Below are 25,492 nucleotides of genomic sequence, written 5' to 3'. Positions count from 1 at the left end.
TATTAATTAAAGTAAAAATTCAAAAATTAGTTTAATCTTCCAATCTTTTAATAGTCAGTCCTTTAAGGCTTACCTTGTTTATTTTGGCATAATTTTCAATGATGTGGCCTAATTTATTTTGCCATTCTTCAATTTTCATTCGTTCAAATGGGGCCAACATATACTCTAAGCCAAGCCTGCGGTCTGCAAAATGGTCCTTAACATCATCGTAAACATGTACAAAATTTCTCCCATCAACACTTCTACCTTCCTTAAATCTAGTTTTGTACCAAACATCCGTAAAATCACTCCACATATTTTTTTCCTCATGTATTATTTCTCCGACCAATCCGTGTGCCTCAATCATGAAGCTAACAGCCTTTTGGGAATCACCGGTCTTTCCTGCTTGAATTAAATAATCCTCGACTTTTGCAAGGTTTAATGCTGTGTTTATCGTGTATCGTTGAAGATATGCAATGGAGAGTAGGACCTCTATATTATATTGGTTGCGCTCTACTCTAAAAAGACTATATGAAAGTAGATCGATTAACCTGGCATTTTTCTGGGACATCTTTAATGCTCTTTGTAGTTTTCCCCCATATTTTAATCTAAAAATAGGTTCTATGCTAACGTTGTCCACTGAAGGGAGACTTGGCATTTCAAGAGTAGGGTCAGGGTAGGCTCCACCTATTCCCTTTCCATAGGAACTTCCGTAACGTATATTTCTCTCCTTAGAAGGGGTAACCTGATCCCATAAGTCTTCATAAAACCTTGCACCCTCCTGAAGGAGGCGATAGCTTTCGATCATTTCGGGACTATTATAACCATAATATATATTCATGAAATCAGCTATACTTTGCTCGATGGTCGGTTTGCCGATAGACCACCCATATTGAGTTACAATTGCCCAGCCAAGCCAAAATGTTTCGTTGTGAAGACCTGCATCGTCCCATGCCGCCGCAAAAGTTCCAGTTAGCTTTGCTCCTTTGGCCAATACTCTAGGAATATCATTGGAGGCATCAATTAATCTCCCCTTTATTTTATTATTCTTATATTCAGTAGGAAAATAATTCGGAAAAAGATGTTCCGCTCCCTGCATTGAGCTATAGGAGAGTTGTTTTATACCAGCTTTATTTTGATTTTCTATCCAGGCAGCATCTCGATTAGGGGTCATGATACCGTCAATTAACCCAGATGGCAATTGGGTAATATGCTCGGTTAACAAAGGGTACTCCACCCAGGCTATTACTTCTCTATCTCGCTCTTTCATCCATTTGTGTACTCGATTTACATAATCTACCCAAATCTGGCTTCGATTTATTTCATTATATTCATCCTTACATTTACCACAAATTCCTGCGTAATATACCTCATCCGTTGATGCGAAAAAATATTTCACGCCCGGTGTTGCATCGATCATGTCTTGGTACATATCAAAAATCAATTGCATTGCTTCTTCATCACACATGCAAATATGATAATTACTTTCATCCGACTGAAGATGCTCAAATTCTTTATGTTTTAGTACGAAAGTCATATGTGAAGGTGCCTGAACATTGGGTATTAATTGGATATAACGTTCTAGAGCATAAGAAGTCAATTCGTGCATTTCAGATTTTGTAAAAGCTCCGGGGGCTCCTATGATTGGATGACTGGGATACTCGTACTTGTCTTCCATTTCAAAGGCTATGGCATTTACTTTAAAAAAGGCGGCCCAATCAATGTAACGCTTTAATGTTTCAATATGATCCTGGTGATGTTTGGTGTCCCAATGGATCACTCTAAGATTTAAACTAGGCCAGTCAGTTATAGTGCCTTCAGGTAATTTAAAGCTGCCATTAGAAGTTGGGCGTAGAAGTTGAAGTAAACTTTGAACACCATAGAACAAACCCCATTCCGTATTTCCTGAAATACGAACAATGTTCGGTTCTATCTCTATTCGGTATGCCTGTTTAGCTTGTTCGGAGTCCAAATTTTCCATAATGGGTTCCGAAACTAACTTTAAAATTATCTTTCCCGTACCGGTTTCGTTGAAATTAAGTTGATGGAGTTCTCCAGCTCCTAACCGAAGTCTTTTTAGTGTAATGCCTTGTTCATCTAAAGAGGTGTTGATGCCCCAGCTTTGGTCTATAAGAACACTTTGCCCTGTGAGTAGGGTTTTCTGTGGAGCGGGTATAAGACTATATCCTAAGCCACTAAGGTCATTGGAATAACCCGAAAACGTGGTGATCCACAAAGAGGCTACAAAAATAAATAGGACACTAGGTGGGCTAAACCTCCATCTATCCGCTGTAGTCTTGAAGTGGTCTATATAGTTTTTTAATTCAACAATTAAACTATTAGGTTTGGATTCGATTTTTAATTTTTTCATAATACATAGCTATTTTATATCAACTCGAACAAATTAACAAATAATAATAATAAATAACAAAATTTCTTACATATCATTATTTAATTAGTTATTTTATCAATTGATGGAGTTAATTGTATTTGCCGATTTTGGTGATAGCAACAAAATTTCTGATTCGTAATCATTGTAAGGCAATATCTTGTGGATATCCCTTTTAGCAGGTGATTTAGATAAACGAATGTTAAATAAAGATGTACTGGTAGGTTTAAACCTGGTAAAGGAATTAGTTTTATTATTTTTTGGAGGGATGGGTCATTAAATAATGTATCGAAATTTTATTTATTTGCTGTTAGGTGTTGAAACGTATGATTTTTCCTGATATAGTAATCCGTGCAGCAATTCATTTTTTCAGCTAAAAAATTTCGCACATATTGTTTATTCTATAATTAAAGTGCGTGAAATATTTACGTTCTTTAAATAGTTTGTGCCAATATGCCTTGTGTAAAATGATTTTGGCAAAAATTGATCGATAGTTCTAATATAAATGGCCTAAACAAACTAAATGGGTTAACTACTTTTGAATTGGTGACATAATGATGATCATTATCACATGCCTAAAGGGGGGGGTAGTTACCCTTCCGCTCCAATCCTATCCATACACCTACTTTTCTCCTGTCCATTATTGACGTCTTTGTGTTCCTGTTTTCTTCGACACCCTCCTGACTGCCGGAGAGAACAAGCTGAAAAGATAGCTTGACTTTTCTTTTCCCTAACCACATTCATTACTATCCATTGAAATGATCCATAGCCTCCTGGTTGCGCTTGGAACTATTAATTACACTTAAGAATAAATAAAACATGGATTGCTGTGGTCACGACATATGTATATATGCAAATATGCCAATATAAATATATGGATATATGTACATAGGATTTGCGTAATCGTAAGGTTTTTTTGTTTTAAAATAGGAACAAATCCGCCCCGCCCGTTTTGAGTAAAATACCATTAAAAAAAATTGAATAAATATTAATCTTCAGAGAAGATAGCAAGTTATGTTTTAAGTATCTTAAAACCCTACTTCTGACGAAGTGAAAGCCGATAAGAATATGGAGGAATAAAATGGAAATCAACAAAGGCGGGAGAAAAAATGTGGGGCACAGGACACGGGGCATACCATAACGCTTCCGTCCAATCGCAGGGAACTCGAAAAATTAAAGGGCATGGAGCAGTCCTTTAAAACAAATCTACTTCCTGTTCCAATTTGTGTTTTTTTTAATAGTTTCGTTAATTCACTTTTTTAGAAATCAAATGTCCCAATAATTATATGGTATTGGCGAGCAAATAAAAAAAGGAAAAAACCATAATAATAAACCCTAAGTGATACTGGCAATTAATTACATAATCACAACAATTATTGTTCTTGATCCGTAAAAACCATCAAGAAATCCACTAAATTGTTTTAGGTATGTTTTAGGAAGGAAATAAAAAAAGGGCTTCAATCTCTTGAAACCCTTGTCTTTCCTAGTAGCGGGAACTGGACTCGAACCAGTGACCTTCGGGTTATGAGTATTTTACCATACTACCACAAATAAACATAAATATACTGAAAATCAATTAATTATGTTTTTATTAATAAGCTTTAATATCAAATAATAGGGTTTAAAATCAACAAATGTTGTACCTATGTTGTACCTATTTTTGTTACTTTTATATTCTCAAGTAATTATTATGGCAACAGTTAAAGCAGTACTCCGTAAAAAAAATAATCCTGAAGGGCAATATCCAATTGCCATTAGAATCACCAAAGACAGAAAAAGTTCTTATTTAGGAACCGGTCAGTATATTGAAGAAAAGTATTGGGATGAGAAAAATAGATGCGTTAGAAAATCCCATCCTAATGCTAGTATTATCAATAATTTTATAATCACAAAAGTTGCCGAGGCAAATAAAAAAGCTCTTGAAGCCGAAAGCAGCACAGATTATCAAACTGTCAATTCAATTAAGAAAAAAATCAGACAAAACAAGAAGGTCGATTTTTTCAAGGTTGCAAATATGCACTTGACAAATCTTAAAAATAGAGGAAACCATCATCAATACGATACTGAAGTTGGTCGGCTAAACAAATTCAAAACGTTTCTTAAAAAAAAGGAGTTGCTCTTCAACGAGTTAAATATCCCTCTTCTGAAAAATTTTGAGGCTTATCTACTTCACGATAATAAGCGTTCTCCAAGAACAGTTGTAAATTATCTCATTTTAATACGGACTATTTATAATCTAGCCATATCAGAGTCTTTAGTTGATAGGGGCAGATATCCTTTTGGAAAAGGAAAAGTCCAAATTAAAATTCCTGAGACACAAAAAATCGGGTTTAATATAGAGGAAATTCAGAAATTGGAGAATGCATCTGATTTAACTGAGGCTCAACAAAAAGCTGTACACGTCTGGCTTATTAGTTTTTACTTTGCTGGCATAAGGGTTGGTGATGTATTAAGATTGAAATGGTCTGACTTTAATGACGGTAGGTTGATGTATCGGATGAACAAAAACAGTAAACTAGTCACCTTAAAAATACCTGACAAGGCTAATGCTATTCTTAAAATGTATCAACAGAATTATTCACTTAAGAACTACTTGATTTTTGATTATCTTAAAGGCACTGATTTAGATGATTCTCAGATGGTTTCTGTTAGAACACAGACCATAACACGAAACTTAAACAGACACTTGAAAAAAGTTGCTGCTAAACTGAACATCAATAAAAAAATGAGTATGCATATCGCAAGACATAGTTTTGGAAATATTTCAGGGGATAAGATCCCAATTCAAATGCTTCAAAAGCTATATAGACACTCCTCTGTAACTACCACTATAAACTATCAAGCGAATTTTATTAATAAAGATGCAGACGATGCCTTGGATAGTGTTATAAATTTTTAGTTGAATTTCTCATTCACTATAATATCACACTTCAAAACCTCAAGTGAACTCTTGAATTCTATTTATTATTCAATTACGCTTGCTGCGCTCTAATAAACTTCTTACCCCCATCATAAGTAAAGCCAGAACCCCAAAGAGTAAGGTTAACCAAGGCGTATATACGACACTTTTAGTAGCTATGAGCCATCCACCAGCTGTAGTTCCTAAAGTGATTCCTAAATTTCCAAATGAAGTGGCAAGACTATTCGCAAATTCTAGGGATTTAGGTGCAGATGAAATCATATAGGTAGAAGCATTTAAAAAACTTGGAGAATACAAAAATCCCCATATTCCTATAACTACAATTGTAGCCACTGTATTTCCTCCTGAAAAATGCAGTAATATCGGTATCAGGATGGTTCCTGATAGGAAGAAAGCAGTGGTGTTTGTAATATTTTTATCCAACATCTTTCCAGCCACCCAATTCGCCAGTACCCCAATGATTCCAAACACAAACATCATATAACTCACCATCGTATTGTCCATATTTTTGGCCTTATTTAAGTAAGCTGCAAAATAGCTGTAGGTAGAAAACCAGGCGGCTATCATAAAAAAATTCATTGCCGTACTTGTTATAAAAGTAGGTTGCTTCAATATTTTTAATTGACTCCCATACGTCTTTTTCTCTGTTACGGGAATATTAGGTAAAACAGTGTATATTGCGATTAATGCGATAACGCTAATCGCTGATTGCACATAAAACGAATATTCCCAAGAAAATATACTGGCTATGTAAGTAGCAAAAGGAACGGTAGTCACCATTGCAATGGCCACACCACTAAAAACAATACTCATTAATTCATTTTCGTTCTTTTTGTCTCCTTGAGATACCGCTACTGAAAGTGCCGTTGCTATATAGACCGGTTGTAAAAAGGCAGGTAAAATCCTGACCAACATCAATAGCCAAAACGGGGGAGAAAATGAAGAAACCATTCCCGTGATAACAAATAACAGTATGGAAAGTAGCATTACTTTCTTTCTGTCAAACCCAGAGGCAAGCAGGGTCATAAAAGGTCCCGTTAAAGCTATGATTAGGGCAAAAGCACTCAATAAAAGTCCGGCGCGATCAATACTTATTTCATAGTGCGTCGCTATTTGTGGTAAGATTCCGATCACTCCAAATTCCGTAGTGATTACTCCTATGAATCCAAGGCAACCGATATAGGCATATTTTTTCATTGGTAAAGGATTTTTATAATTCGTCAACGAAATTAAAATGAATGCTATAAATTTGTAGGGTATACAGCTGATTGTATGGTACTAACAATTTTGTAAGTAATGGGAAAGCGAAAAGAAAATTCAACCAATATGCTAAATGAAAAAAGCATAATGGAATGCGATTTAACTTATGCAGTTTGTAAAGTCGGTGGAAGGTGGAAGTTACTGATCTTATGCAAACTTGAAAACGGTAAATTGCGCTTTAGTGAGATTAGAAGGTTGATACCAAAAATCACGGAACGAATGTTAACCCTACAGCTTCGTGAACTGGAAAAAGATGGACTGGTGAAACGCACTGTTTATGCAGAAGTACCTCCAAGAGTAGATTATGAACTCACCCCAATCGCCATAGAATTAATCCCTATCTGGTCAAAATTAAGTGACTGGGGTGCTAGGCATAAAAAGCTTGTAAAATGATACCAAATTTTAAGTAATATGATAGAGACTTTGATAAGTCACATAGAAAAGTTTATCGATATTAAGGATACAAACCTTAGCACTATAGATACTTTTTTTGAAACGAAGGTCTTAAAAAAGAAAAAAGACTTATTAAGAGAGGGCACCATCTGTCAAGACCTATTTTTTGTTAACAAAGGCTGTTTACAGGTATTGTACACCAAGGAAAATGGCACGGAACAAACCATTGATTTTGCCTTAGAAAACTGGTGGACAACCGATTTCAATGCCGTTTCTAAGAAAAATACGTCCAACTTTACTATCCGCACAGTAGAAGTTAGTGAAGTCTTAGTGTTAAGTGCCGATTCTAAAGAAGCACTACTTAAAGAATTTCCTGTTTTGGAGCGGTATTTCCACTTGGTCTTTCAACGCGCTTTTGCTGCTTCGCAATACCGTATAAAACTGCTTTATGAACATTCCCGGGAAGATTTATATTATCACTTCAGGGATAACTTTCCCGAATTTATTCAACGTGTCCCACAATACCTTATCGCATCATTTTTAGGCTTCACGCCCGAATATTTAAGTGAAATCCGCAGAAAAGAGATTTCTTAAACCAGTTTAAGAATTTGCTATATGTTTCTGGTAATCTTTGTCTAAACAAAACGAGATTACTATGACAAATTTAAAACAGGCCTTATCCCTAGGTTGTACAGGAGCCTTGGCCATTTTTATAGCTTCCTATTTTACATTGCCACCTTGGATACTCTTTATCGCTTGGGTTAGCTACCATCTTTTTGGCACTAACCTTAAAACTGCTTTTACCATTCTCATCCAACAATTCTTTGGAATTCTTATTGGGATGTGTATTCAATATACAGGAATTTGGTCTTCAGAATTTATTGGAGCGTTTGGATTTCCTTTAGCGGTATTTATCGCTATGATTGGGATTTTCTACATTTCAAAGATGAAACGTTTGAATACCGTCCCGGCTTACTTTTTAGGACTGATCACCTGGTTTTCCTCAGGTTCTGAAATAAGTATTATATCGCTTCTCATCTTAATCATTTCTCTGATAGTGGGCTATGCTATTGCTAGCTTGGATACTTTTCTTAATCAAAAGTTGGCCGCTAAAAGTAAAATTAATTCTTAAAAATATATAAAGAACTGATGATTATACGAAAAGCAACACTTTCAGATGTAGTGCCACTGATTGTTCTTGTAACTGAATTTAGGAAATTCTACAAGCAAGAATCAAATCCAGAAGAACTTCAGACCTTTCTGGAAGAGAGAATTAATAAAGGAGATAGTGAAATATTGGTAGCCGTTGTGGAGAATCAATTGGCAGGTTACGCACAGCTCTTCCCATCCTTCTCTACCATAAAATTAAATAAAATCTGGATTTTGAATGATCTGTTTGTGCTGGAAGCTTTTAGGGGCAAAGGTATAGCTTCCCTATTAATAAAAACCATTTTAAAATTTTCAAAAGCAACGCAGCGAAAGCAAGTTTGGCTCTTGACCGGAAATGATAATAAAAGTGCACAACAACTATATAACAAACTAGGATTCAATAACACAAAATTTAAACATTATGTCTACAATAACTAAACATCAAAAACGGGTAAACATTAAAGCTTTGGAACCGGATTGTTGGAAATCAATAATCGACATTGAAGTTTATTTATCCAAAACAAGCTTGGATAAAAAATTAAGGGAATTAATAAAAATAAGAGCTTCCCAAATTAATAAATGCGCCTATTGTATTGATCTACATAGCAAGGATGCCCTAAAATTAGGCGAAACAGAACGTAGGATATTCGCTTTATCCGCTTGGGAAGAAAGTCCTTTGTTTTCCGATATGGAGCGAGCTGTATTAAAACTAACGGAGGAAATTACCGAAATAACCAAAACAGGAGTTACAGATGCTACTTACGATAAGGTAAGTGAATTTTTTAAAGAAAAAGAAATTGCACAGATTATCATAGCTATCAATCATATGAATTTTTTAAATCGAATTGCGGTATCTACCAAATTGATGCATAGTAATTAAATAAGTGATAGCTATCTGTTTTTTCCCCAACCGTCCAGTATTTGTAAAGCGGGTCCTAAAGGTTCTGTATCCTGATGCAATCGGTAATATACTTTTGGAGGAAAACCTTTAAGTTCTATTCGTTCAATGATATGATGCTCCTGCATTTGTTGTAATTGTTCGACTAGAACTTTTTTTGATACCCGTGGCATTTTACGCCATAATTCAATAAACCGTATTTCTTTTTCTTGGAATAGATGATGCAAAATCAGTGGTTTCCATTTACCCGAAAGTAAATCTAAACTTCGCTTTACTCCGCAATTTTCAAACTCCTTATAATTCATAATTGGGTTTTTAAGTGGGTTACTTAAAGGTAAACTTCTTTAAGAATACATAACGTGTCACTAATTTAGTGAATATAAATTATTCATAAAAAACAAACACCATGGAAGTTCAATTATGGCGAAATGCAACAGTACTACTACAAATAAAAAGCATAAAGTTTTTAATAGATCCTATGCTAGGGAAAAAATCTTCGTTTGGAGTTTTTCCTTGGACTCAGGACAATAGACCGAATCCCTTAGTAGATTTACCGTTTGACACAAAAGAGTTAGACAATTATTTAGCAAGCATAGATGCGGTTGTAGTAACCCATCTTCATCCAGACCATTGGGATAAAGCGGCTATAGAGCGTTTAGATAAAAGCCTGCCTATTATTTGCCCTATTGCTATTGCAGAAACGATTGCAAACTATGGCTTTAAAAACATAAAGAGCTTTGAAAACAATATGCTATTTAAAGAAATTTCCATATCACTCACGGAAGGCTTGCACGGTACTGGAGAAATCGGAGAAAAAATGGGAACCGTAAATGGTTTTGTTTTTTCAACAAAGGAGGAAAGTATTTATTTTGCAGGAGATACGATATGGTGTGAAGATGTGAAAGCGGCAATAAACTTATACAATCCACAATATGTGGTAGTAGCAGGTGGTGCAGCTACATTTGCTATTGGCAAGCCTGTTACAATGACTTCAGAAGATATTATGGTATTATGTAAAACCTTTCCGGAAATAAAAGTCCTTGTAACACATCTGGAAGCTATTAGTCCATGTATAGAAACCAGAGAATATATTTTTAAAAAGGTTTTAGAGAATGGAGTTTCCAATAGATGTTATATTCCAAAAGATGGAAAGAACCTTATTTTACATTAATTTTTATCCAATATAAAATCTAAAATTGCTTGAACATGAATTTTGGTAGTATCAAAAACAGGGGTTGAATTAAAGTCTTTTTCATCAATTAAAAGTGGGATTTCGGTACAGCCTAGAACAATACCTTGCGCCCCTTTTTGTATAAGATCTTCAGAAAATTTAACGAACTCCTTTTTCGAACTTTCTTTGATAATACCTTTGCCTAACTCTTCTTTTACGATATAATGAATACGGTCAATATCAGAAAGTGTTTCAGGTATAAGCACTTCTATTTGGTGTTCATTTAATTTTTTCCGGTAAAAATCCATTTCCATAGTAAACTTTGTCCCCAGTAAACCTATTTTATTTATTTTCTTTGAATTAATCTCTTGTGCAGTTGCGGTTATAATATTTATAATAGGAATGTTAATTATTTCTTGAATTTCATCAGCAAATAAATGAGCCGTATTGGCACATAAAACAATACCTTCTACATTGTTTTTTTTCAGTTCTTTACAAGCTTTTAAAAGTAAATCAAAAGAGTTTAGCCACCCCTTGTCTTGTATATCAGCGAAGTTCAGAGAATAAAGGATAAGTTCAGCAGACTGTAAGCCCCCTAAAGCTTCATTAACACCCTCATTGATGTATTTATAGTAATCCAAGGTTGATGTCCAACTGATTCCACCAACTAATCCTATTTTTTTCATAGTTAAATTTAAACCTTTGTTTTGCGGAGTGCTTTTTATTAAACCTTAAATCGTTCTTGCATATACATCAAGGCTTATCAAATGTCCATTTTTCAATTCACAATCCTTCATAGTGCGTTCTAGTTTAAAATCGAGCTTGGCCATTGCATTTTTGCAATTGGTATTTTTAGTTTCCACAAAACCTTCAATTCGGTTGAGTTGAAGTTGTTTTAATCCGTAATCGGTAATGATAGGGAGTACTTCTGTCATCATCCCTTGTCCCCAAAATTCGGGAAGCAGCCAAAGTCCGATTTCGGCTTTTTTCGCTTTCAGATCAATATCATTGAGTCCGCCTGCACCGTAAAACGTCTGATTATCCAGGGAACAAATGGCCCACCAGCATTGTTGCTCTTCGGCAAACCAACGCATCTGTTCTTTGGTGGCTTCCAAAGTTTCATAACTTATGCCATAATACTGAATAACTTTGGGATGGGAAAGTCCTTTATAAATGTTTTCAAGGTCGCTATCCGTTATTTCACGCAATAGAAGTCGGTCGGTTTTTATAGTCGGAAAATTATTTTTCATGGTTTGTCCGATTTTAGTTTACTGTAGATTTCCAGATCGGCAAATACATTTCCGGTCAAGCGTTCGCCGTCCCTTTGTATACCTTCTAATTTAAACCCTAATGTTTTCGGAATTTTTTTGCTAGGTAGGTTTCCTACCGCACATTTGATTTGGATTCGATTGAGTTCGAGTTTCTGAAAAACAAAATCGCAGAGTTTACATACCGATCGGGTCATAATTCCTTGTTTTTGCTGCGTCTCGGAAAGCCAATATCCTATTTCCGTTTTTTGGTTAAGTAAGTCTGTATCCTTAAAACCTATAAGACCAATAAATCCACCTTGCTTTTGTATGGTAAACACATATTCAAATTGTTCTTTTGGGGCATTCACAATAGAATCAACAAACTGTTCGGTATCGTAAAGTTGTTTGGTGTGTTCTACAAAAGGAAGCCATTTTCCCAGATACGCCCTCTGATAATCAATGGTCTTAAAAATGTCGAGTGCATCGGATGCTTCCAATTGCTTTAGTTTTATGTCGGAATTTAGTTCTAGTGAAATCATACTTTCATTATTGTTTTAAGAATTTGTTTGGTAACTGTTTTCCGTCCACTACTAAAATCAGGGTTCTCTGTTTCTACGTTTTTGGTTAATCGAGTAGCAAAAAAGTAGACATTCTCCTTGGTGGTTAAGTAGCCAACCCACCAGCCAATATCCTTACCGTTTGCCCTTGTCCATCCTGTTTTATCACGAAAAGTATAATTCTGTGTGTTTTCAGAAATCAATATTTGTTTTACTTTGTTTATGTTTTTTTGTGCAAATGGGAGTTTGTTTTCATAGAGTTGGATCAAAAATTCGATTTGGTTTTTAGGAGAAATAGCTAAATTTCCATAATTCCAAAAATCATCTCCCTCTTCACTTAAATCATTATTTCCGTAACCTATTTTTTTTAGCGTACGCTTATATTTTTTTCTTTTTATTTTTTTTGCAGCATTTACATAAAACCAAACGGTAGAATTTTTATAAGCCGTTTTTAAATCGGTATCTTTTTCCCAAGCTTTAAATTCATATCCAAAATGGGATTTTGGCTTACCGTCCCACTTAAAAATTTCATTTTCATCATTAACCGCTTTATTTTCAAGAATAATAAGTGAATTTAGAATTTTAAATGTTGATGCCGGTAGGGTGGCTATCTCAGCATCTTTTTCATGAGTATATATCCATTTTTGGTTTTTGTAATCAAAGATAGTAGTACTACCTTTAAGACCTAAGCTATCATAAATTGATTGAAAAGAGGTTTGCCCGATTACAGTAGTACTCCAGAAGGTTAAAATTATAAAGAATATTTTCATTTTAATGTTTTCAAATAATAGTAATTACTAAACGTAATTTAATTTGTTACCACTGCTTATATTTTATCCAAATCAGTAACCGTTAGGTCGCTGTTTGTATTTCCCGTATTTAGCGTTGTAGCAGGTTCAAATAATAAGACACTAACTTCTTCAGGAGCGTAAGGTTTATGCTCTATTCCTTTTGGAATTACCACAAATTCCCCTGCATGTAACTCTAACGTTTTATCATTCAATTCTATGAATAATGTCCCGTTTACAACCAGAAAGAGTTCATCTTCCTGCTCGTGTTTATGTTTAACGAATTCTCCTTTGAATTTTGCTATTTTAACCAATTGATTATTAAGTTCTCCTACTATTTTTGGCGTCCAATATTCGCTAAATGTGTTTAATTTTGATTGGAGGTTTACTTTATGTATTTCCATATTAAGGCTTTTTATGAATTATTTTCCCTTATGAATTTTAGTACAAAATCCACTCTGCTTTTTACATCTACTTTTGGTACTTCAACCATTTGATATCCATAACTTTGATAAGTTTTCAAGATAGTAGTATGTGTCAACATTACTTCCCTCCAATTTTGTTTACGTTCATTGTCTGTTTCGTAAATTTCTTGCCAAGGCGGAAGTATAAAAATGGCGGGATTGTACTTCCAATGGTCAGCATACGAAATCATGTACTCGCTTATTTCGGACTCAATGAGTTTTGCATAACCTAATGAATCTAAAAATCCACGATCAAAAAATACAGGTTTACCGTTGTTTGCATTTTTTTCGGTTTGCTCATAACTCTTGATTGAACGGTCAAACATAATTTTTTTGTAAAGTTCTTTATCTCTCCATGGTAACGCTTCTCCGTTAGCTTTTTGTTGTTCTTTGATTAACTGGCGAGCAACTTCAGGAACCACAGAAAAACCTCTTTTTCCGAGCTCCGTCAACAGGGCTGTTTTGCCTACTCCGGGACCGCCTGTTAGGATATGGAAATTGGAATTTTGTTTTGATTTAATCATTAAATTTTACGTTCTGTTTTTCTAAACCTACTATACTAGAACACGAGATTATATAAATAATTAGAAACCCCTTAAAAATTCAGTAAGTATTGTATTAAATATTTTGGGATTATCTATTAATGGTAAATGTCCTGCATTGGGTATTACTTTAAGCTTTGCATTAGGTATTGTTTCTGCAGCAGCTTCCCCAGATTTAATAGAGAATAGTTTATCTTCTGCTCCCCAAATAATAAGCGTTTCATTTTCTATTTGGGACAATGATTCTTCCGAAATTTTAGAAACAGCAGCTCCTCGGCCTTTTCTGAAGGCATTTTTTCCACCTTTAGATTTGAGCACGGCAATTGAATAGAGACCGTGATTCGGGTCTCTTTTTTCTGGGCTGTGAAGTATATATTTTGAATTAAACGAATTGGCTGCTTCTGATGGTGCATTATTCATCCATAGCACTCCAATCATAGCCCAAAAAGATACTTTTGCACCCAATCCTGCAGAATTAACCATAACAAGCTTATTAACCCTCTCTGGATTATCGATAACAAACTGTAAAGCAATAGCTCCTCCTTGAGACAGCCCTACAATGTTAGCTTTTGCTATTTTTAATTCATTCAGAAATCCTTTGAGCCACTTAACAAAATAGGGACGACTATAATTCGCATCTTCGGGTTTGTCTGATTCTCCATACCCAACGATATCCGGTACAATTACTTGAAAATATTTTGCAAGAACATCAATTGAAGGGTACCAAGTAACCCCGCCAGCACCACCTCCATGCAATAAAACAACGGGGTAACCATTACCAGCCAACAAATAGGATGTTTTTATCGTATCAACAACTACTTTTCTCTGTTCTATATTTACCTTTAATTTTTCTATTATGTTTTTTCGGTATGCTTCTTTATTCATTGTTTTTGACTCGATAATCGAGATTTAAATGCTCCGACGCTTGCCTGCCCGTTCCGTTCAGGCGGGCGTCGAAATCAAACTTGTATTTCCTTTCAATGCCTCGTGTCCCGATAGCTATCAGGATTGCCCCGAGGTAGTTTACTTTATTATTTGAAAAAACCTTTAGGATGCTAGAACGCTTAAGGTAGCATATCCTCAATTCCTTGAAAAACACTCATCGGATATTCAGCAAAACGATTACAAAGATAGAGGTACCACTCTTTACCATAAACTATGTAAATTCGACAATTATAGCCTTTGTGATGATATTCCAATAAGCCTTCATTCCCAATTCCTAAAAGTCTTTCCAAAACATAATCTGTGGCACCATAAAGATCCACTAACTTGGTACTTTCCTCAAATATTTTGGTATGGTGTGAAGCTATGGCACATTTTTTATTTTTTGCAAGTAATTGTGATACATAATCTAAGTAAATTGTATCAAGAGCCACTCCTCGGTCTAAAGCTATTCCCTTTGGGGTTTGATATGCTCCCTTGACCATTCGGATGCTTCCAGGTAATTGAAGGACGTCTTTAAAATCATCTTTAGTTCTATGTAAATAAGCCTGCAGAGTTATACCAAGATTTTCATGTGTTTTTAATACTTCTTTATAGACCTCTAGAATTTTATCCGTACGATCAATCCCTTCCATACTTAGTATAACTTCTTGACCTATCGTTGCAGCCTGCTCACTAATTAGTTTTAAGTTATTTATAGCTAAATCTTTAGAAACTAACAGACCTATATGAGTTAAATCCAATGATACTGAAGAATTCAATTCCTGAATTTTAATTGCATTAATAAGGTTTATAAACTCTTTTGTAGCTGCATTGGACTCTTTTTCGTTTCTGATATTTTCACCCATAAAATCAGTAGTTACACTAATTTTCTTATGGTTCCATATTGCTATAGATTTAAGAACTTCGGGAACAGTTTCCCCTCCTATATAACGACTTGCAGCCTTTTTTACTACATTGTATAGCGGTTTGTTATTTAATATATATGCTTTAGCATCTTCATTTAGTGCCGCTTTTCTTAGACTTTCTGCACCCATTTTTAATAATTCTTTTTCCTTCATTTAATTTGCACGTATTTAAATATGGGTTGAATGTTCTGTACTTGGTTAACTTATTTTGCTACTTCACTTTCAAAAAAGTCTTTAAGGTGATGGGTGCCGTATGGATTGGCGACGTTGTCATTTGCCATGGCAGTTAAGAAAAACTCAATCGGGCCATAGGTTTTAGAGGAAGTAAAGGTTCTTAAAAACCAAATCACGCTTATTCTTACCCAATCCGGAAAATGAGAAATTTTCATGGGCTTATTCCACGCTTTTAAGGCGAGTTCCCCTATTTCATTTTGAGAGAGAACATCAGGTCCGCCAATCGATTCTTCGGTACTTTTCGCCATCAATTTATCGACACACACCTGAGCTAAATCGGCTCCGTGAATCGGGTTCAATTTTTGATTTCCATCGCCAAAAAGATAGATTCGACCACCTTTAGCCATGCTTAAAAAATCTTTCATATCAGAAAAGAAACCATTGGGACGCATAATGTAGCTTCGAACGGCAGATACTTTTAATTCATCTACAAATTTTTCCTTGGCTTCAAATATTTTTAATTGTCTTAATTTGTCGCCATTGATGGCCGAAATATATTGAAAAGCTTCTACTTGATCTTTTAAAGCTTCTTTTAATAAATTAGAATTCCCTTGATAATCGACATCCATGTAGGTGAGTCCGTCTTTTTGGCGTGTAATGCCAACCGTAGAAATTACCCAATCTATATTTTGTGTTATACCGTTAAGCGTTTGGGGTTTTGTTATTTCGCCAATAAAAACATCGTCTACGTTACCAAACAATTTTTTTTGAGCCTCCTTACGGATTAATATTCGCACCCAAAAGCCTCTCTTTTTGAGTTCTTTAACCAAAAATTGTCCTAAATATCCGGTAGCTCCAGCTACTAAAACTCGCTTTGTATTCATTTTTATTACAAAGCTAAATGATTCTCAAATTAGAATTCTTGACGATAGTCAAGAACTTGGTTTTTTAAAAACACGTGCTTTTATTCTACTTAAAGTTTCGGGAGAAACACCTAAAAAAGAAGCTATATATTGTTGTGGAACACGTAGGAAAAGATCTCCTTGGGTATTTAATAAATCGATATATCGTTCTTCCGCCGATTTTGTTACGAAAGAAGCAATTACTTTTTGAGTGGTTATCAATTCGTTCTCAGTGGCTATTCTGGCAATGACTTCCAGTTTAGGAACTGCCTCTAATAATTTTTCTGTGACCGATTTTGTGAAAATGAGTAGCTCTGTTGGTTCAATTGCTTGATAGTTTTCACTGGCAGGAACATCAAATGTATAACTCTCACCTGCACAAATAAATTGTCCTTCTGAATAAAAGAAAGCAGTTTTATCGTTCCCTTTAACATTATAATAAAGTCGTACACAACCTTTAGTTACATAGTAAATTTCATTTGCTACTTTTCCTTCAGCAAAAATTAGCTCATTTTTGAGAAATGTTTTTGTCTCGATGGCTTCTTTTAGTAGCTGTGTTTCATCTTTATTAATAGAGGTGTATATTTTTATATTCTCTAGTAATCTTTCCATATGTGTTACCAAAAATACAAAAAAATAGATGAGATAATTTCCGAAATGATCAGGAGATTTTTTACTCGATAATCGAGATTTAAATGCTCCGACGCTTGCCCGCCCGTTCCGTTCAGGCGGGCGTCGAAATCAAACTTGAATTTCCTTTCAATGCCTCGTGTCCCGATAGCTTTCTGGATTGCCCCGAGGTAGTTTACTGTTTGTAGACTATAATGTGGCTATTTAGGTTTCCTACGGTCTCATTTCAAAAAAAATAAATTTATAACTGTTTCTTCATCACAAAAAAACGAAAGTTTTCCTTACCAATCTGAAAATCATGTTCACCAATTTTTTCAAATCCACTTTTGTTATAAAAATGGATGGCTCTAGTGTTTTCTTGAAATACCGAAAGCCAGATATTTTTAAATCCCAATTGCTTTGCCTTTTTAAGTAAGTCACGTTGTAATTTAGAACCTATTCTCATAGATAAGAAATCTTTAAGTACATATATTTTTTGAAGTTGACATACCGGTTTAGACAAAATAAACTCAGATTGTGAATTTAATTTAAGTTTAGCATAGCCAACAGGAAGTCTATTGACACTTGCTAACCAAAATTGGTTATTCGGTTTTTCGATGCTTTTTTCTATCTTATCAACAGAAAAAGTAGTGTTAAGGTAATCTAGTAAATCTTGTTTATGTTTAAAATAATGGGCAAAGGTTTCAGAGAATGTTGTTCTCCCTAAAAGAGCTATGGATTTAGCATCTTTTTTATTTGCCAGTCGGATTTCTATTTTATTCATTCTAAATTTAATTCTATCGCGACCTTTAATGAGAGGTGCTATTTTTTAATTCTCGTTCCATCATTTTTTTAGGATCTTGCACTTCTTTAAATCCAAATTTTCGATACAATCCGTGAGCATCCTTTGTGGACAGTTTCCAATTTTCAACACGCTTTAAACTCGGATGATTGAGGATGTATTCCACTAATTTTTTAGAGTAGCCTTTACCTCTTTCACTTTCTATGATGAACACATCCATCAGATAAGCTATTATGGTAAAATCGGTCACTACCCGGGCATATCCGATTTGTTTATCATCCAGATATACTCCAAAATTTAAAGAGTTTGCTATGGTTCTCTGCACTTGATGAAGCGTCCGTCCTTTTGCCCAATACGTCTGGGTAATAAAATCCGTTATCAGCTGAACATCCAGTTGATTATGGTCTGTATTAATAATGAGTTCTTTCATTTTTATTTTCTGCTTTGGTAAACTGAGCCTGTATTTTTTGAAACGTTAATTTCTTTTCATCACTCTTATTAATCAAAGAAGCAATGGCAATCCCATAAACCCCTATCGATAATAAGGGTTTTATATCTGAGATCCTAATTCCACCTATAACCAGAAATGGGATGGGATTGTTATAGTTTTGCTTTTGCTTATCAATTAAGGCTTTGATTTGTTCTAAGGATAGAAAATCTTTGATCTCTGGTTTGGTTCGTGTTTTACGAAAAGTACCTAGCCCGATATAATCTGCTATACCTTTTTGTTGATGAAATGCAGCTTCTGTCTCATTATAAGCAGTAGCCCCTATAATTTTATGTTGCCCAAACTCCTTTCTTGCAATCTCGTGATCGATATCCCCATTTCCTAAATGTACTCCGTCTGCATCAATTTCTATAGCGAGGTCTAAATGATCATTAATCACCAATGTAGCATTAAACCGCTTACATATCTTTTTAGTTTCCAATGCGATATCAAGCATTTCCGACCTTTCCATATCCTTAAGCCGAAGTTGCACCAAATCAACACCGGCTTCACAGGCTTCGAGTGCCAATTGCTGATGTGTTTTATGGGGCATATTTTGAGTGATAAAATGAATTTTGGATATTCTATTCTGTGTCATAGCGTATTTGTTTAAGCAATGCCAAGTAAAGACTCACTACTTAACATATAGTGATTGAGTAATTCTTTTGATTTATAATAAGCCTGTTTCATATTTAAACCCAGTGCCAGTCCAGCTGTTATGCCCGAAGACAATATGCAACCCGTACCATGTTTATCAAAGCCAGTAAATCTTCTGGATTCTAGATGATGTACATTTTGATTCCACCACAGGTAATCAATAACAAATTCTTCATTTTCAGAAACTGATTTCTGCAGAACAGTAGTATGTCCATTAAATTCATGAAAGGAAAAATCATCATCCCAAAGTTTTGAGTATTCCTCCTTGTTTGGTGTAATTAGGTCAATAAGTTCAATGGTGCTTAATAACTGTTTTGGGTCAATTTCATTCCAAAAATTAAATCCACTAGAGCTTTTGAATATAGGATCCCATACAATTTTTAAGTCTTTGTCGTAGTCTCTTAAAAGTTTGACCAACCATTTCAAAGTGTCGGAATCTTTTAAGATTCCAATCTTTACGGCAGTTATAGTGTGAAAGGAAAAAATGACATCTATCTGATCTTTAATCTCTTTTTGTGTTGACCAACGAATACCTCGAATCTCTGATTCATTTTGGATGGTTAAGGCACTCATTACCCCAAAACCATAGACATTGAAATGCTGAAATACTTTTATATCTGCTAGAATTCCTGCGCCCGCTGAAGAGTCAAACCCAGCAATCGATAATACTTTTGGTTGCTTCATAAGTAAATGGAGGATCCTTTTTTTGTAAATTCTTCAGCCTTTTCCTTTAAACCTTCTTCAATGACTTTCGTTTCTGTAGCTGCTTTTTCATGGGCCAGTTCGCGTATCTCCTGTGTGATTTTCATCGAACAGAATTTAGGGCCACACATACTACAGAAATGAGCTATTTTCGCCCCCTCTGCAGGTAAAGTCTCATCGTGATATTCACGAGCTCTAAAGGGATCCAATGAAAGATTGAACTGATCGTCCCATCGAAACTCGAACCTTGCTTTACTCAATGCATCATCCCTATATTGGGCAGATGGAAAACCTTTTGCCAAATCTGCTGCGTGGGCTGCTATTTTGTAGGCAATCAATCCATCCTTTACATCTTTTTTATTGGGTAACCCTAAATGTTCTTTGGGGGTTACGTAACAAAGCATAGCAGTACCAAACCAGCCAATCAAGGCAGCTCCAATAGCGCTCGTAATATGATCATATCCCGGAGCAATATCCGTAGTGAGTGGACCTAGCGTGTAAAAAGGGGCTTCGTGAGTAAGTTCCAATTGCTTATCCACATTTTCTTTAATTAACTGCATAGGAACATGTCCTGGACCTTCAATCATTACCTGAACATCATATTTCCAAGCGATTTTCGTGAGTTCTCCCAAGGTTTCCAATTCAGCAAACTGTGCTTTATCATTGGCATCTGAAATACTACCTGGGCGAAGTCCATCACCTAATGAAATGGAAACATCGTATTTATTCAATATTTCGCATAGTTCAGAAAAATGGGTGTAAATAAAATTTTCTTTATGATGTGCTAAACACCATTTGGCCATGATGCTTCCACCTCGTGAAACAATACCCGTAAGCCGTGAAGCCGTGAGCGGAATATACTTTAATAGTACGCCGGCGTGCAGTGTAACATAATCTACTCCCTGTTCTGCCTGTTCAATAAGTGTATCGCGAAAAAGCTCCCAAGTTAACGCTTCCGGATTTCCATTGACTTTTTCCAACGCTTGATAAATGGGCACAGTACCCAATGGTACAGGGCAATTCCGTATAATCCATTCTCGGGTTTCATGGATGTTTTCTCCCGTGGATAAATCCATAATGGAGTCAGCTCCCCAACGACAAGCCCATACGGCTTTTTCCACTTCTTCTGCAATAGAGGAAGTCACCACCGAGTTTCCAATATTGGCGTTCACTTTAGTAAGGAAGTTACGCCCAATTACCATAGGCTCCAATTCGGGATGATTAATATTGGCAGGAATGATGGCACGACCTTTAGCTACTTCATCCCTAACAAATTCAGGAGTGATTTTTTTAGGAATATTAGCACCCCAACTGTTCCCAGAGTGCTGATGGTAATCCTCCATCATCAGGTTTTCCCGTACTGCTATGTATTCCATTTCCGGAGTAACAATACCCTGTTTTGCATAATACATTTGCGTATGTGATGGTCTTGTGGAACGTTTCGGTTTTCGAATATTTGGAAATCGTAAGGTATCCAACGTACTATCTTTTAAACGTGTATTCCCATATTCAGATGATGGTTGTGACAGCTCTATTATTTGCTTGTCTTTTGCCAACCAATCCCTAACATCAGGAAGCCCTTGCGTTAAATCAATAGTGGCTTTTGGGTCGGTATAAGGACCACTGGTATCATATAGATATACCTCTGGATTTGTGGTGTCCTTTTCTGTTCCATTTATGGTGGTTTTAGCTTGTTTAACGCCTCTAAAAGGAATCTTTAAACCATTAGTTGTGGTTGCATAATGCTTATTTGAATTCGGAAAAGGTTCTCTTGAAATATGTTGTTTATAATCGGCTGAAACCGTATTTTTTTTGTCCATTTGTTTTTTGAACAAAAGTGATTAAATAGCTGTAAAAAAGATAGTACAAGGTGGACATAGGGGTTAGAATGTCCAACTTATACTATTTAAAATAGGGCGTTTTACCGTAATTTGTGTTTAGATAAAATCAAAAATGAATGACTATATATATAATTGGTGCAGGAGCAATTGGTAAAGCATTGGCGGTTTGCTTAACACGACATGGTAAAGACGTTCAGCTTATTCGAGGAAGTGTTGATGATGGTAGTTCGTATAGCGAAAAAATAACGTTGAAACTTAAATCAGGACAAGAGTTGACAGCGGATGTAAGGTTCAATTCCTTATGCAACTTCTCTGGCTTAAGTGGTCTGGTTGTACTCACCAATAAATCTTTTGGAAATAAGGAGCTTGCCAAAAAGCTAAAGAGCAAGGCTATTAATTCACCAATAGTTATCTTGCAGAATGGTTTGGGTATAGAAAAACCCTTTATAGAGAATAATTTTCAAGAGGTCTATAGATGCGTACTTTTTGCAACAAGTCAAAATATTTCAAAAAGCGAAGTAAGCTATAAACCTGTAGCGGAATCTCCCATTGGTGTTGTCCGGCAGAATAGTACGGTTCTAGAAACAATTGTAAAGGAAATAGATACGCCCGGATTCAGGTTTGTTGCTGAAAAACAAATCGATAGAATTATTTGGAAAAAGGCGATTGCGAATTGTGTGTTCAATTCCATATGTCCCTTATTGGAAGTTGATAATGGGATTTTCCACAGAAATACAGAAGTCTTTTCTTTAGCGAGGAGAATTATTAAGGAATGTGTACTTATATCAAAGAAGAAGGGGATTGATTTAGGAGCTAAAGAAGTTGAGGATCAGGTAATTTCCATCAGTAAAATGTCCGACGGTCAGTTTATATCCACGTTGCAGGACATTCGGAATAAAAGGGAAACAGAAATAGACACCCTCAATTTTGAGGTTTTTAGGATAGCAAAGGAAATGAACTTGGAGGCACTAGTCCAGGAAACAAAGTTACTTGGGGAGTTAGTAAAAATAAAATCAGAATTAAACAGATAGATGTATCAAATATTTTCCCCACCAGAACATTTACGCCATATTATAAGATATTATTGGTTACTTGATTTAAGCATAAAAGGACGTGGAGTAACAGAATATATTTTTGCCTATCCCTATGTGAATTGGGTATTCACTCTTGGGGCTCCATATACGGTTAAAGATAATCGGTTTGACCCTCTAGTTATCAGAGATACGCGCATTTTGGGACCAAGGACTAATTTTGCAGAATATTTACACCCCGAGGGAAACCTAGCCTTTGGAGTGACCTTTCAATTTGGAAGTACCTTGCCTATTTTCAAGGAAGAAACAAGCCTATTGACCAATAAAATTATTTTACAGGATGAGATACTGCCTGCTTTTAATTGGTTGACACCTTTTTTTGAAGAAGTCCAACCAGATGTTTTTATGAATACTTTTAATAATCAAATTGAAAAACTTTCTCGTGGAAAGGATAGAAATGGGCAGGTTCTATGGAATCAATTTTTAGAACTCATCATAGGCGGAAAAAATTACGCATCATCTGCAAGTCGAATGTCAAGAATGCTCCAAATAAGCCAACGGCATCTTCAAAGAATAACGATGCAATATGCCGGATTAACTCCCAAACAGGTACAGTCAATGATTCGGTGCAGGCTGGCAATTAAGCACATTCATAAAACGGGATGTACCCCTGATTTTTTCCACTATGGTTTTTACGACCAAAATCACTTTATCAAAGAGGTTAAAAGATGGTCAGGACATACACCTGTTGCACTTTTATCCTTGCTCCCCTAACTTTATTAAGATTAGACTTTCTGTTTTAAGTTCTTAATGGTGGAAAAGCCCAGTATGTAAAGGATGGTTTTGATATGCAAACTGACAGAAAATAGAACTAATACAGGAAATATTGAATGATATACTGAAGATGTTTTTAGAAAGACAAGGAATGCAACAAAATTATTCAATAAATACTTAAAACGAATTGCCAAAGAATGTGATATCGATAAGAATTTGTCAAATCACATTGCCCGTCATAGTTTCGGAAATATAGCTGGAGATAGAATACACCCTTTAATGTTGCAAAAACTTTATCGCCACAGTGATTTAAAAACAACTCTAAATTATCAAGCGAATTTTATCCATAAAGATGCAGATGATGCGTTGGATAGCGTGATAAACTTTTAATTCTAAATAAGCTATAGTTACTTAAAACATCCTTTTAGCAATATTCCCCAATTGCTTCAACTTACTATCCAATTGTTCTGTCCATTGTTGCCCGTAACTAAGCCGCATACAATTGTGGAATTGGTCTTGTAGCGTAAACATTCTGCCTGGAGCAATACTTATTTTATGTTCCATAGCCTTTTCATAAAGTATGGCGGTATCCATTTTAGGGTCTAGTTCCACCCAGAGCATAAAACCTCCCTGCGGATTACTGACTTTCGTGTTTTCAGGAAAATAATCTGCAATGGCGCGCTTAAAGTATAAACTGTTAGTTGCCAAAGTCCTTCTCATTTTCTTTAAATGGTTTTCATACCGGCCATTTTCCAAAAAATGAGCGATTGCTTCTTGGGTGATGGTTGTTGAGGATACCGAGTGCAACAGTTTTAAATGATTGATCTGAGCAAGATATTTCCCTGGTGCAACCCACCCCACCCTGTAACCGGGAGCTAGGGTTTTGGAAACCGAACCACACCATAATACATTTCCTGTCGTATCAAAAGCTTTGCAAGGTTTCGGCCTGCTATCCCCAAAATAAACATCGCCGTATAGGTCATTTTCAATAATTGGAATATCGTGAGCTGCAAGCATAGAAACAAGTTCCTTTTTATGGGCTTCCGGCATACAACTTCCCAATGGGTTACTAAAATTACTAACAATCAAACAAACCTTTATTTTAGGGACAACCTTCTTTAATGCTTGCAAATCCATACCTGTTACGGGATGTGTGGGCATCTCCAAGACGTGTAGGCCTAAACTTTTGGCCAATTGCAGGATGCCGAAATAAATAGGACTCTCGACAGCAATAGTATCCCCTCGTTTGGTCAGTGCCATCAAACAAAAAGAAATGGCGTTCATTGACCCAGCCGTGGTAACGAAATCTTCTTCACTAAAATCACCTCCCCAAGTAAATGACCATCTGGCAATATACTTCCTTAATTTTCTGTTACCTTGAATTTCCTCATAATCGGTTCCTCCCCCACCTAAATTACGCATAGAATGGATCAAAGATTTATTAAGTTTTGCGATTGGAACCAACTGATGGTCCGGTACTCCCAGGGACAATCGTGTTATTGAAGTATCAGTAAGGGAGCGGTATACTTTTGTAATTAATTGCTCTGCTTCTTCCTGAACAGTAGAAGCAGATGGATTGCTCGTTTCAGGAGTCTTCAATTGCCGCTCGGTAAGATTGCTTACATAAAACCCTGAACGTGGAACAGACTCTATCAAACCCCATTTTTCGAGTTCCAGAAAGGCTTGTGTAGCGGTGTTCATACTCACACCATATTCCTCTTTTATGGTTCTTAAAGAAGGTAGTTTGTCCCCCGATGACAAAACCTTATTCTTTATCTGCTTTTCCAATGCCTTGGCTATTCGAACATATAATAAATCTTTTCCCATTAGTTATTAAAAATCTGTACCCTACAAATATAACAAAAATGTATCTGTACCCATTAATTATTTTTATCGAAATTTG

At 35.6% G+C, this 25,492-nt stretch carries 28 protein-coding genes and 1 pseudogene; 10 read left to right on the top strand and 19 right to left on the bottom strand.

Translation table 11 applies throughout. From position 1 onward, the window contains the following. Positions 1–31: 31 nt before the first annotated feature. Positions 32–2,350, bottom strand: a complete 2,319-nt coding sequence (locus QSE00_RS11830) for a glycoside hydrolase family 20 zincin-like fold domain-containing protein (RefSeq protein WP_286106124.1) — start codon at positions 2,348–2,350, stop codon at positions 32–34. 1,708 nt (positions 2,351–4,058) lie between these two features. Between QSE00_RS11830 and QSE00_RS11825 the strand changes: the two genes are divergently transcribed. Further along, positions 4,059–5,267, top strand: coding sequence for a site-specific integrase (locus tag QSE00_RS11825; RefSeq protein WP_286106123.1), 1,209 nt, complete (start codon positions 4,059–4,061; stop codon positions 5,265–5,267). Between the two features lie 69 nt (positions 5,268–5,336). Here the strand turns inward: QSE00_RS11825 and QSE00_RS11820 are convergent, their stop codons facing one another. Next, positions 5,337–6,485 (bottom strand): MFS transporter, encoded by a 1,149-nt coding sequence (locus tag QSE00_RS11820; protein WP_286106122.1) that lies wholly within the window; start codon positions 6,483–6,485, stop codon positions 5,337–5,339. Between the two features lie 99 nt (positions 6,486–6,584). Between QSE00_RS11820 and QSE00_RS11815 the strand changes: the two genes are divergently transcribed. From QSE00_RS11815 to QSE00_RS11795, 5 genes are all read left to right on the top strand, one after another. After that, positions 6,585–6,941, top strand: a complete 357-nt coding sequence (locus tag QSE00_RS11815; RefSeq protein WP_281756464.1) for a winged helix-turn-helix transcriptional regulator — start codon at positions 6,585–6,587, stop codon at positions 6,939–6,941. An 18-nt stretch (positions 6,942–6,959) separates the two neighbouring features. Then, a complete protein-coding gene (locus QSE00_RS11810) occupies positions 6,960–7,535 on the top strand; it encodes a Crp/Fnr family transcriptional regulator (RefSeq protein WP_286106121.1) in 576 nt (191 codons plus the stop codon). 61 nt (positions 7,536–7,596) lie between these two features. Further along, the gene (locus tag QSE00_RS11805) at positions 7,597–8,073 is read left to right on the top strand and encodes a DUF1097 domain-containing protein (RefSeq protein WP_286106120.1); all 477 of its coding nucleotides are present in this window, start codon (positions 7,597–7,599) and stop codon (positions 8,071–8,073) included. Between the two features lie 17 nt (positions 8,074–8,090). Beyond that, positions 8,091–8,528, top strand: a complete 438-nt coding sequence (locus QSE00_RS11800; protein ID WP_286106119.1) for a GNAT family N-acetyltransferase — start codon at positions 8,091–8,093, stop codon at positions 8,526–8,528. Beyond that, complete coding sequence (locus tag QSE00_RS11795; protein WP_286106118.1) at positions 8,512–8,970, top strand: carboxymuconolactone decarboxylase family protein; 459 nt, start codon at positions 8,512–8,514, stop codon at positions 8,968–8,970. Before QSE00_RS11800 ends, QSE00_RS11795 begins: the two co-directional genes overlap by 17 nt. 11 nt (positions 8,971–8,981) lie before the next feature. Here QSE00_RS11795 and QSE00_RS11790 read toward each other — a convergent pair whose 3' ends face one another. Next, positions 8,982–9,293: a winged helix-turn-helix transcriptional regulator gene (locus QSE00_RS11790; protein ID WP_286106117.1), complete on the bottom strand. Its 312-nt coding sequence runs from the start codon at positions 9,291–9,293 to the stop codon at positions 8,982–8,984. 101 nt (positions 9,294–9,394) lie between these two features. On the opposite strand from QSE00_RS11790, the gene QSE00_RS11785 reads away from it, so the two are divergent. Next, positions 9,395–10,159 carry an MBL fold metallo-hydrolase gene (locus QSE00_RS11785; RefSeq protein ID WP_286106116.1) on the top strand — a complete coding sequence of 255 codons (765 nt, stop codon included), beginning with the start codon at positions 9,395–9,397 and terminating at the stop codon, positions 10,157–10,159. On the opposite strand, the gene QSE00_RS11780 is transcribed toward QSE00_RS11785, so the two are convergent. From QSE00_RS11780 to thiC, 15 genes are all read right to left on the bottom strand, one after another. Continuing rightward, complete coding sequence (locus QSE00_RS11780; RefSeq protein WP_286106115.1) at positions 10,156–10,845, bottom strand: aspartate/glutamate racemase family protein; 690 nt, start codon at positions 10,843–10,845, stop codon at positions 10,156–10,158. The two genes, QSE00_RS11785 and QSE00_RS11780, sit on opposite strands and share 4 nt — an antisense overlap. A gap of 45 nt (positions 10,846–10,890) precedes the next feature. Next, positions 10,891–11,409, bottom strand: coding sequence for a GNAT family N-acetyltransferase (locus tag QSE00_RS11775; protein ID WP_286106114.1), 519 nt, complete (start codon positions 11,407–11,409; stop codon positions 10,891–10,893). Beyond that, positions 11,406–11,948 carry a GNAT family N-acetyltransferase gene (locus tag QSE00_RS11770; protein WP_286106113.1) on the bottom strand — a complete coding sequence of 181 codons (543 nt, stop codon included), beginning with the start codon at positions 11,946–11,948 and terminating at the stop codon, positions 11,406–11,408. The genes QSE00_RS11775 and QSE00_RS11770 overlap by 4 nt, the downstream gene beginning before the upstream one ends. Further along, positions 11,945–12,736, bottom strand: a complete 792-nt coding sequence (locus QSE00_RS11765; RefSeq protein ID WP_286106112.1) for a penicillin-binding transpeptidase domain-containing protein — start codon at positions 12,734–12,736, stop codon at positions 11,945–11,947. The genes QSE00_RS11770 and QSE00_RS11765 overlap by 4 nt, the downstream gene beginning before the upstream one ends. Before the next feature lie 56 nt (positions 12,737–12,792). Further along, on the bottom strand, positions 12,793–13,158 hold the full coding sequence (locus tag QSE00_RS11760) for a cupin domain-containing protein (protein ID WP_286106111.1): 366 nt from the start codon (positions 13,156–13,158) through the stop codon (positions 12,793–12,795). An 11-nt stretch (positions 13,159–13,169) separates the two neighbouring features. Next, the gene (locus QSE00_RS11755; RefSeq protein WP_286106110.1) at positions 13,170–13,742 is read right to left on the bottom strand and encodes an AAA family ATPase; all 573 of its coding nucleotides are present in this window, start codon (positions 13,740–13,742) and stop codon (positions 13,170–13,172) included. A gap of 60 nt (positions 13,743–13,802) precedes the next feature. Then, entirely contained in the window at positions 13,803–14,645 is an 843-nt protein-coding gene (locus QSE00_RS11750; RefSeq protein WP_286106109.1) for an alpha/beta fold hydrolase, read from the bottom strand. Between the two features lie 179 nt (positions 14,646–14,824). Continuing rightward, complete coding sequence (locus QSE00_RS11745) at positions 14,825–15,763, bottom strand: proline dehydrogenase family protein (RefSeq protein WP_286106108.1); 939 nt, start codon at positions 15,761–15,763, stop codon at positions 14,825–14,827. Positions 15,764–15,813: 50 nt separating this feature from the next. Beyond that, entirely contained in the window at positions 15,814–16,668 is an 855-nt protein-coding gene (locus tag QSE00_RS11740) for an SDR family oxidoreductase (RefSeq protein ID WP_286106107.1), read from the bottom strand. A gap of 48 nt (positions 16,669–16,716) precedes the next feature. Beyond that, entirely contained in the window at positions 16,717–17,298 is a 582-nt protein-coding gene (locus QSE00_RS11735; protein ID WP_286106106.1) for a Crp/Fnr family transcriptional regulator, read from the bottom strand. Between the two features lie 259 nt (positions 17,299–17,557). Beyond that, complete coding sequence (locus tag QSE00_RS11730) at positions 17,558–18,079, bottom strand: GNAT family N-acetyltransferase (protein WP_286106105.1); 522 nt, start codon at positions 18,077–18,079, stop codon at positions 17,558–17,560. Between the two features lie 25 nt (positions 18,080–18,104). Next, positions 18,105–18,527 carry a GNAT family N-acetyltransferase gene (locus QSE00_RS11725; protein ID WP_286106104.1) on the bottom strand — a complete coding sequence of 141 codons (423 nt, stop codon included), beginning with the start codon at positions 18,525–18,527 and terminating at the stop codon, positions 18,105–18,107. After that, positions 18,508–19,182 carry a thiamine phosphate synthase gene (gene thiE, locus QSE00_RS11720; RefSeq protein WP_286106103.1) on the bottom strand — a complete coding sequence of 225 codons (675 nt, stop codon included), beginning with the start codon at positions 19,180–19,182 and terminating at the stop codon, positions 18,508–18,510. The genes QSE00_RS11725 and thiE overlap by 20 nt, the downstream gene beginning before the upstream one ends. A gap of 11 nt (positions 19,183–19,193) precedes the next feature. After that, on the bottom strand, positions 19,194–19,925 hold the full coding sequence (locus QSE00_RS11715; protein ID WP_286106102.1) for a hydroxymethylpyrimidine/phosphomethylpyrimidine kinase: 732 nt from the start codon (positions 19,923–19,925) through the stop codon (positions 19,194–19,196). Beyond that, entirely contained in the window at positions 19,922–21,763 is a 1,842-nt protein-coding gene (thiC, locus tag QSE00_RS11710; protein WP_286106101.1) for a phosphomethylpyrimidine synthase ThiC, read from the bottom strand. Before thiC ends, QSE00_RS11715 begins: the two co-directional genes overlap by 4 nt. A 137-nt stretch (positions 21,764–21,900) precedes the next feature. On the opposite strand from thiC, the gene QSE00_RS11705 reads away from it, so the two are divergent. The 3 genes and pseudogenes from QSE00_RS11705 to QSE00_RS11695 all read left to right on the top strand — a co-directional run. Continuing rightward, on the top strand, positions 21,901–22,815 hold the full coding sequence (locus QSE00_RS11705) for a ketopantoate reductase family protein (RefSeq protein ID WP_286106100.1): 915 nt from the start codon (positions 21,901–21,903) through the stop codon (positions 22,813–22,815). Continuing rightward, a complete protein-coding gene (locus tag QSE00_RS11700) occupies positions 22,816–23,589 on the top strand; it encodes a helix-turn-helix domain-containing protein (RefSeq protein WP_286106099.1) in 774 nt (257 codons plus the stop codon). A 147-nt stretch (positions 23,590–23,736) separates the two neighbouring features. Further along, a pseudogene (locus QSE00_RS11695) lies at positions 23,737–23,979 on the top strand (site-specific integrase); the annotation flags it as partial. 21 nt (positions 23,980–24,000) lie between these two features. Here QSE00_RS11695 and QSE00_RS11690 read toward each other — a convergent pair. After that, positions 24,001–25,416: an aminotransferase-like domain-containing protein gene (locus QSE00_RS11690; protein WP_286106098.1), complete on the bottom strand. Its 1,416-nt coding sequence runs from the start codon at positions 25,414–25,416 to the stop codon at positions 24,001–24,003. Positions 25,417–25,492: the final 76 nt, after the last annotated feature.

The organism is Arenibacter flavimaris (assembly GCF_030291335.1).
Classification (GTDB): Bacteria; Bacteroidota; Bacteroidia; order Flavobacteriales; family Flavobacteriaceae; genus Arenibacter.
The sequence above is the reverse complement of the archived record's forward strand: the minus strand, read 5'-3'. Positions and strand labels throughout refer to the sequence as shown.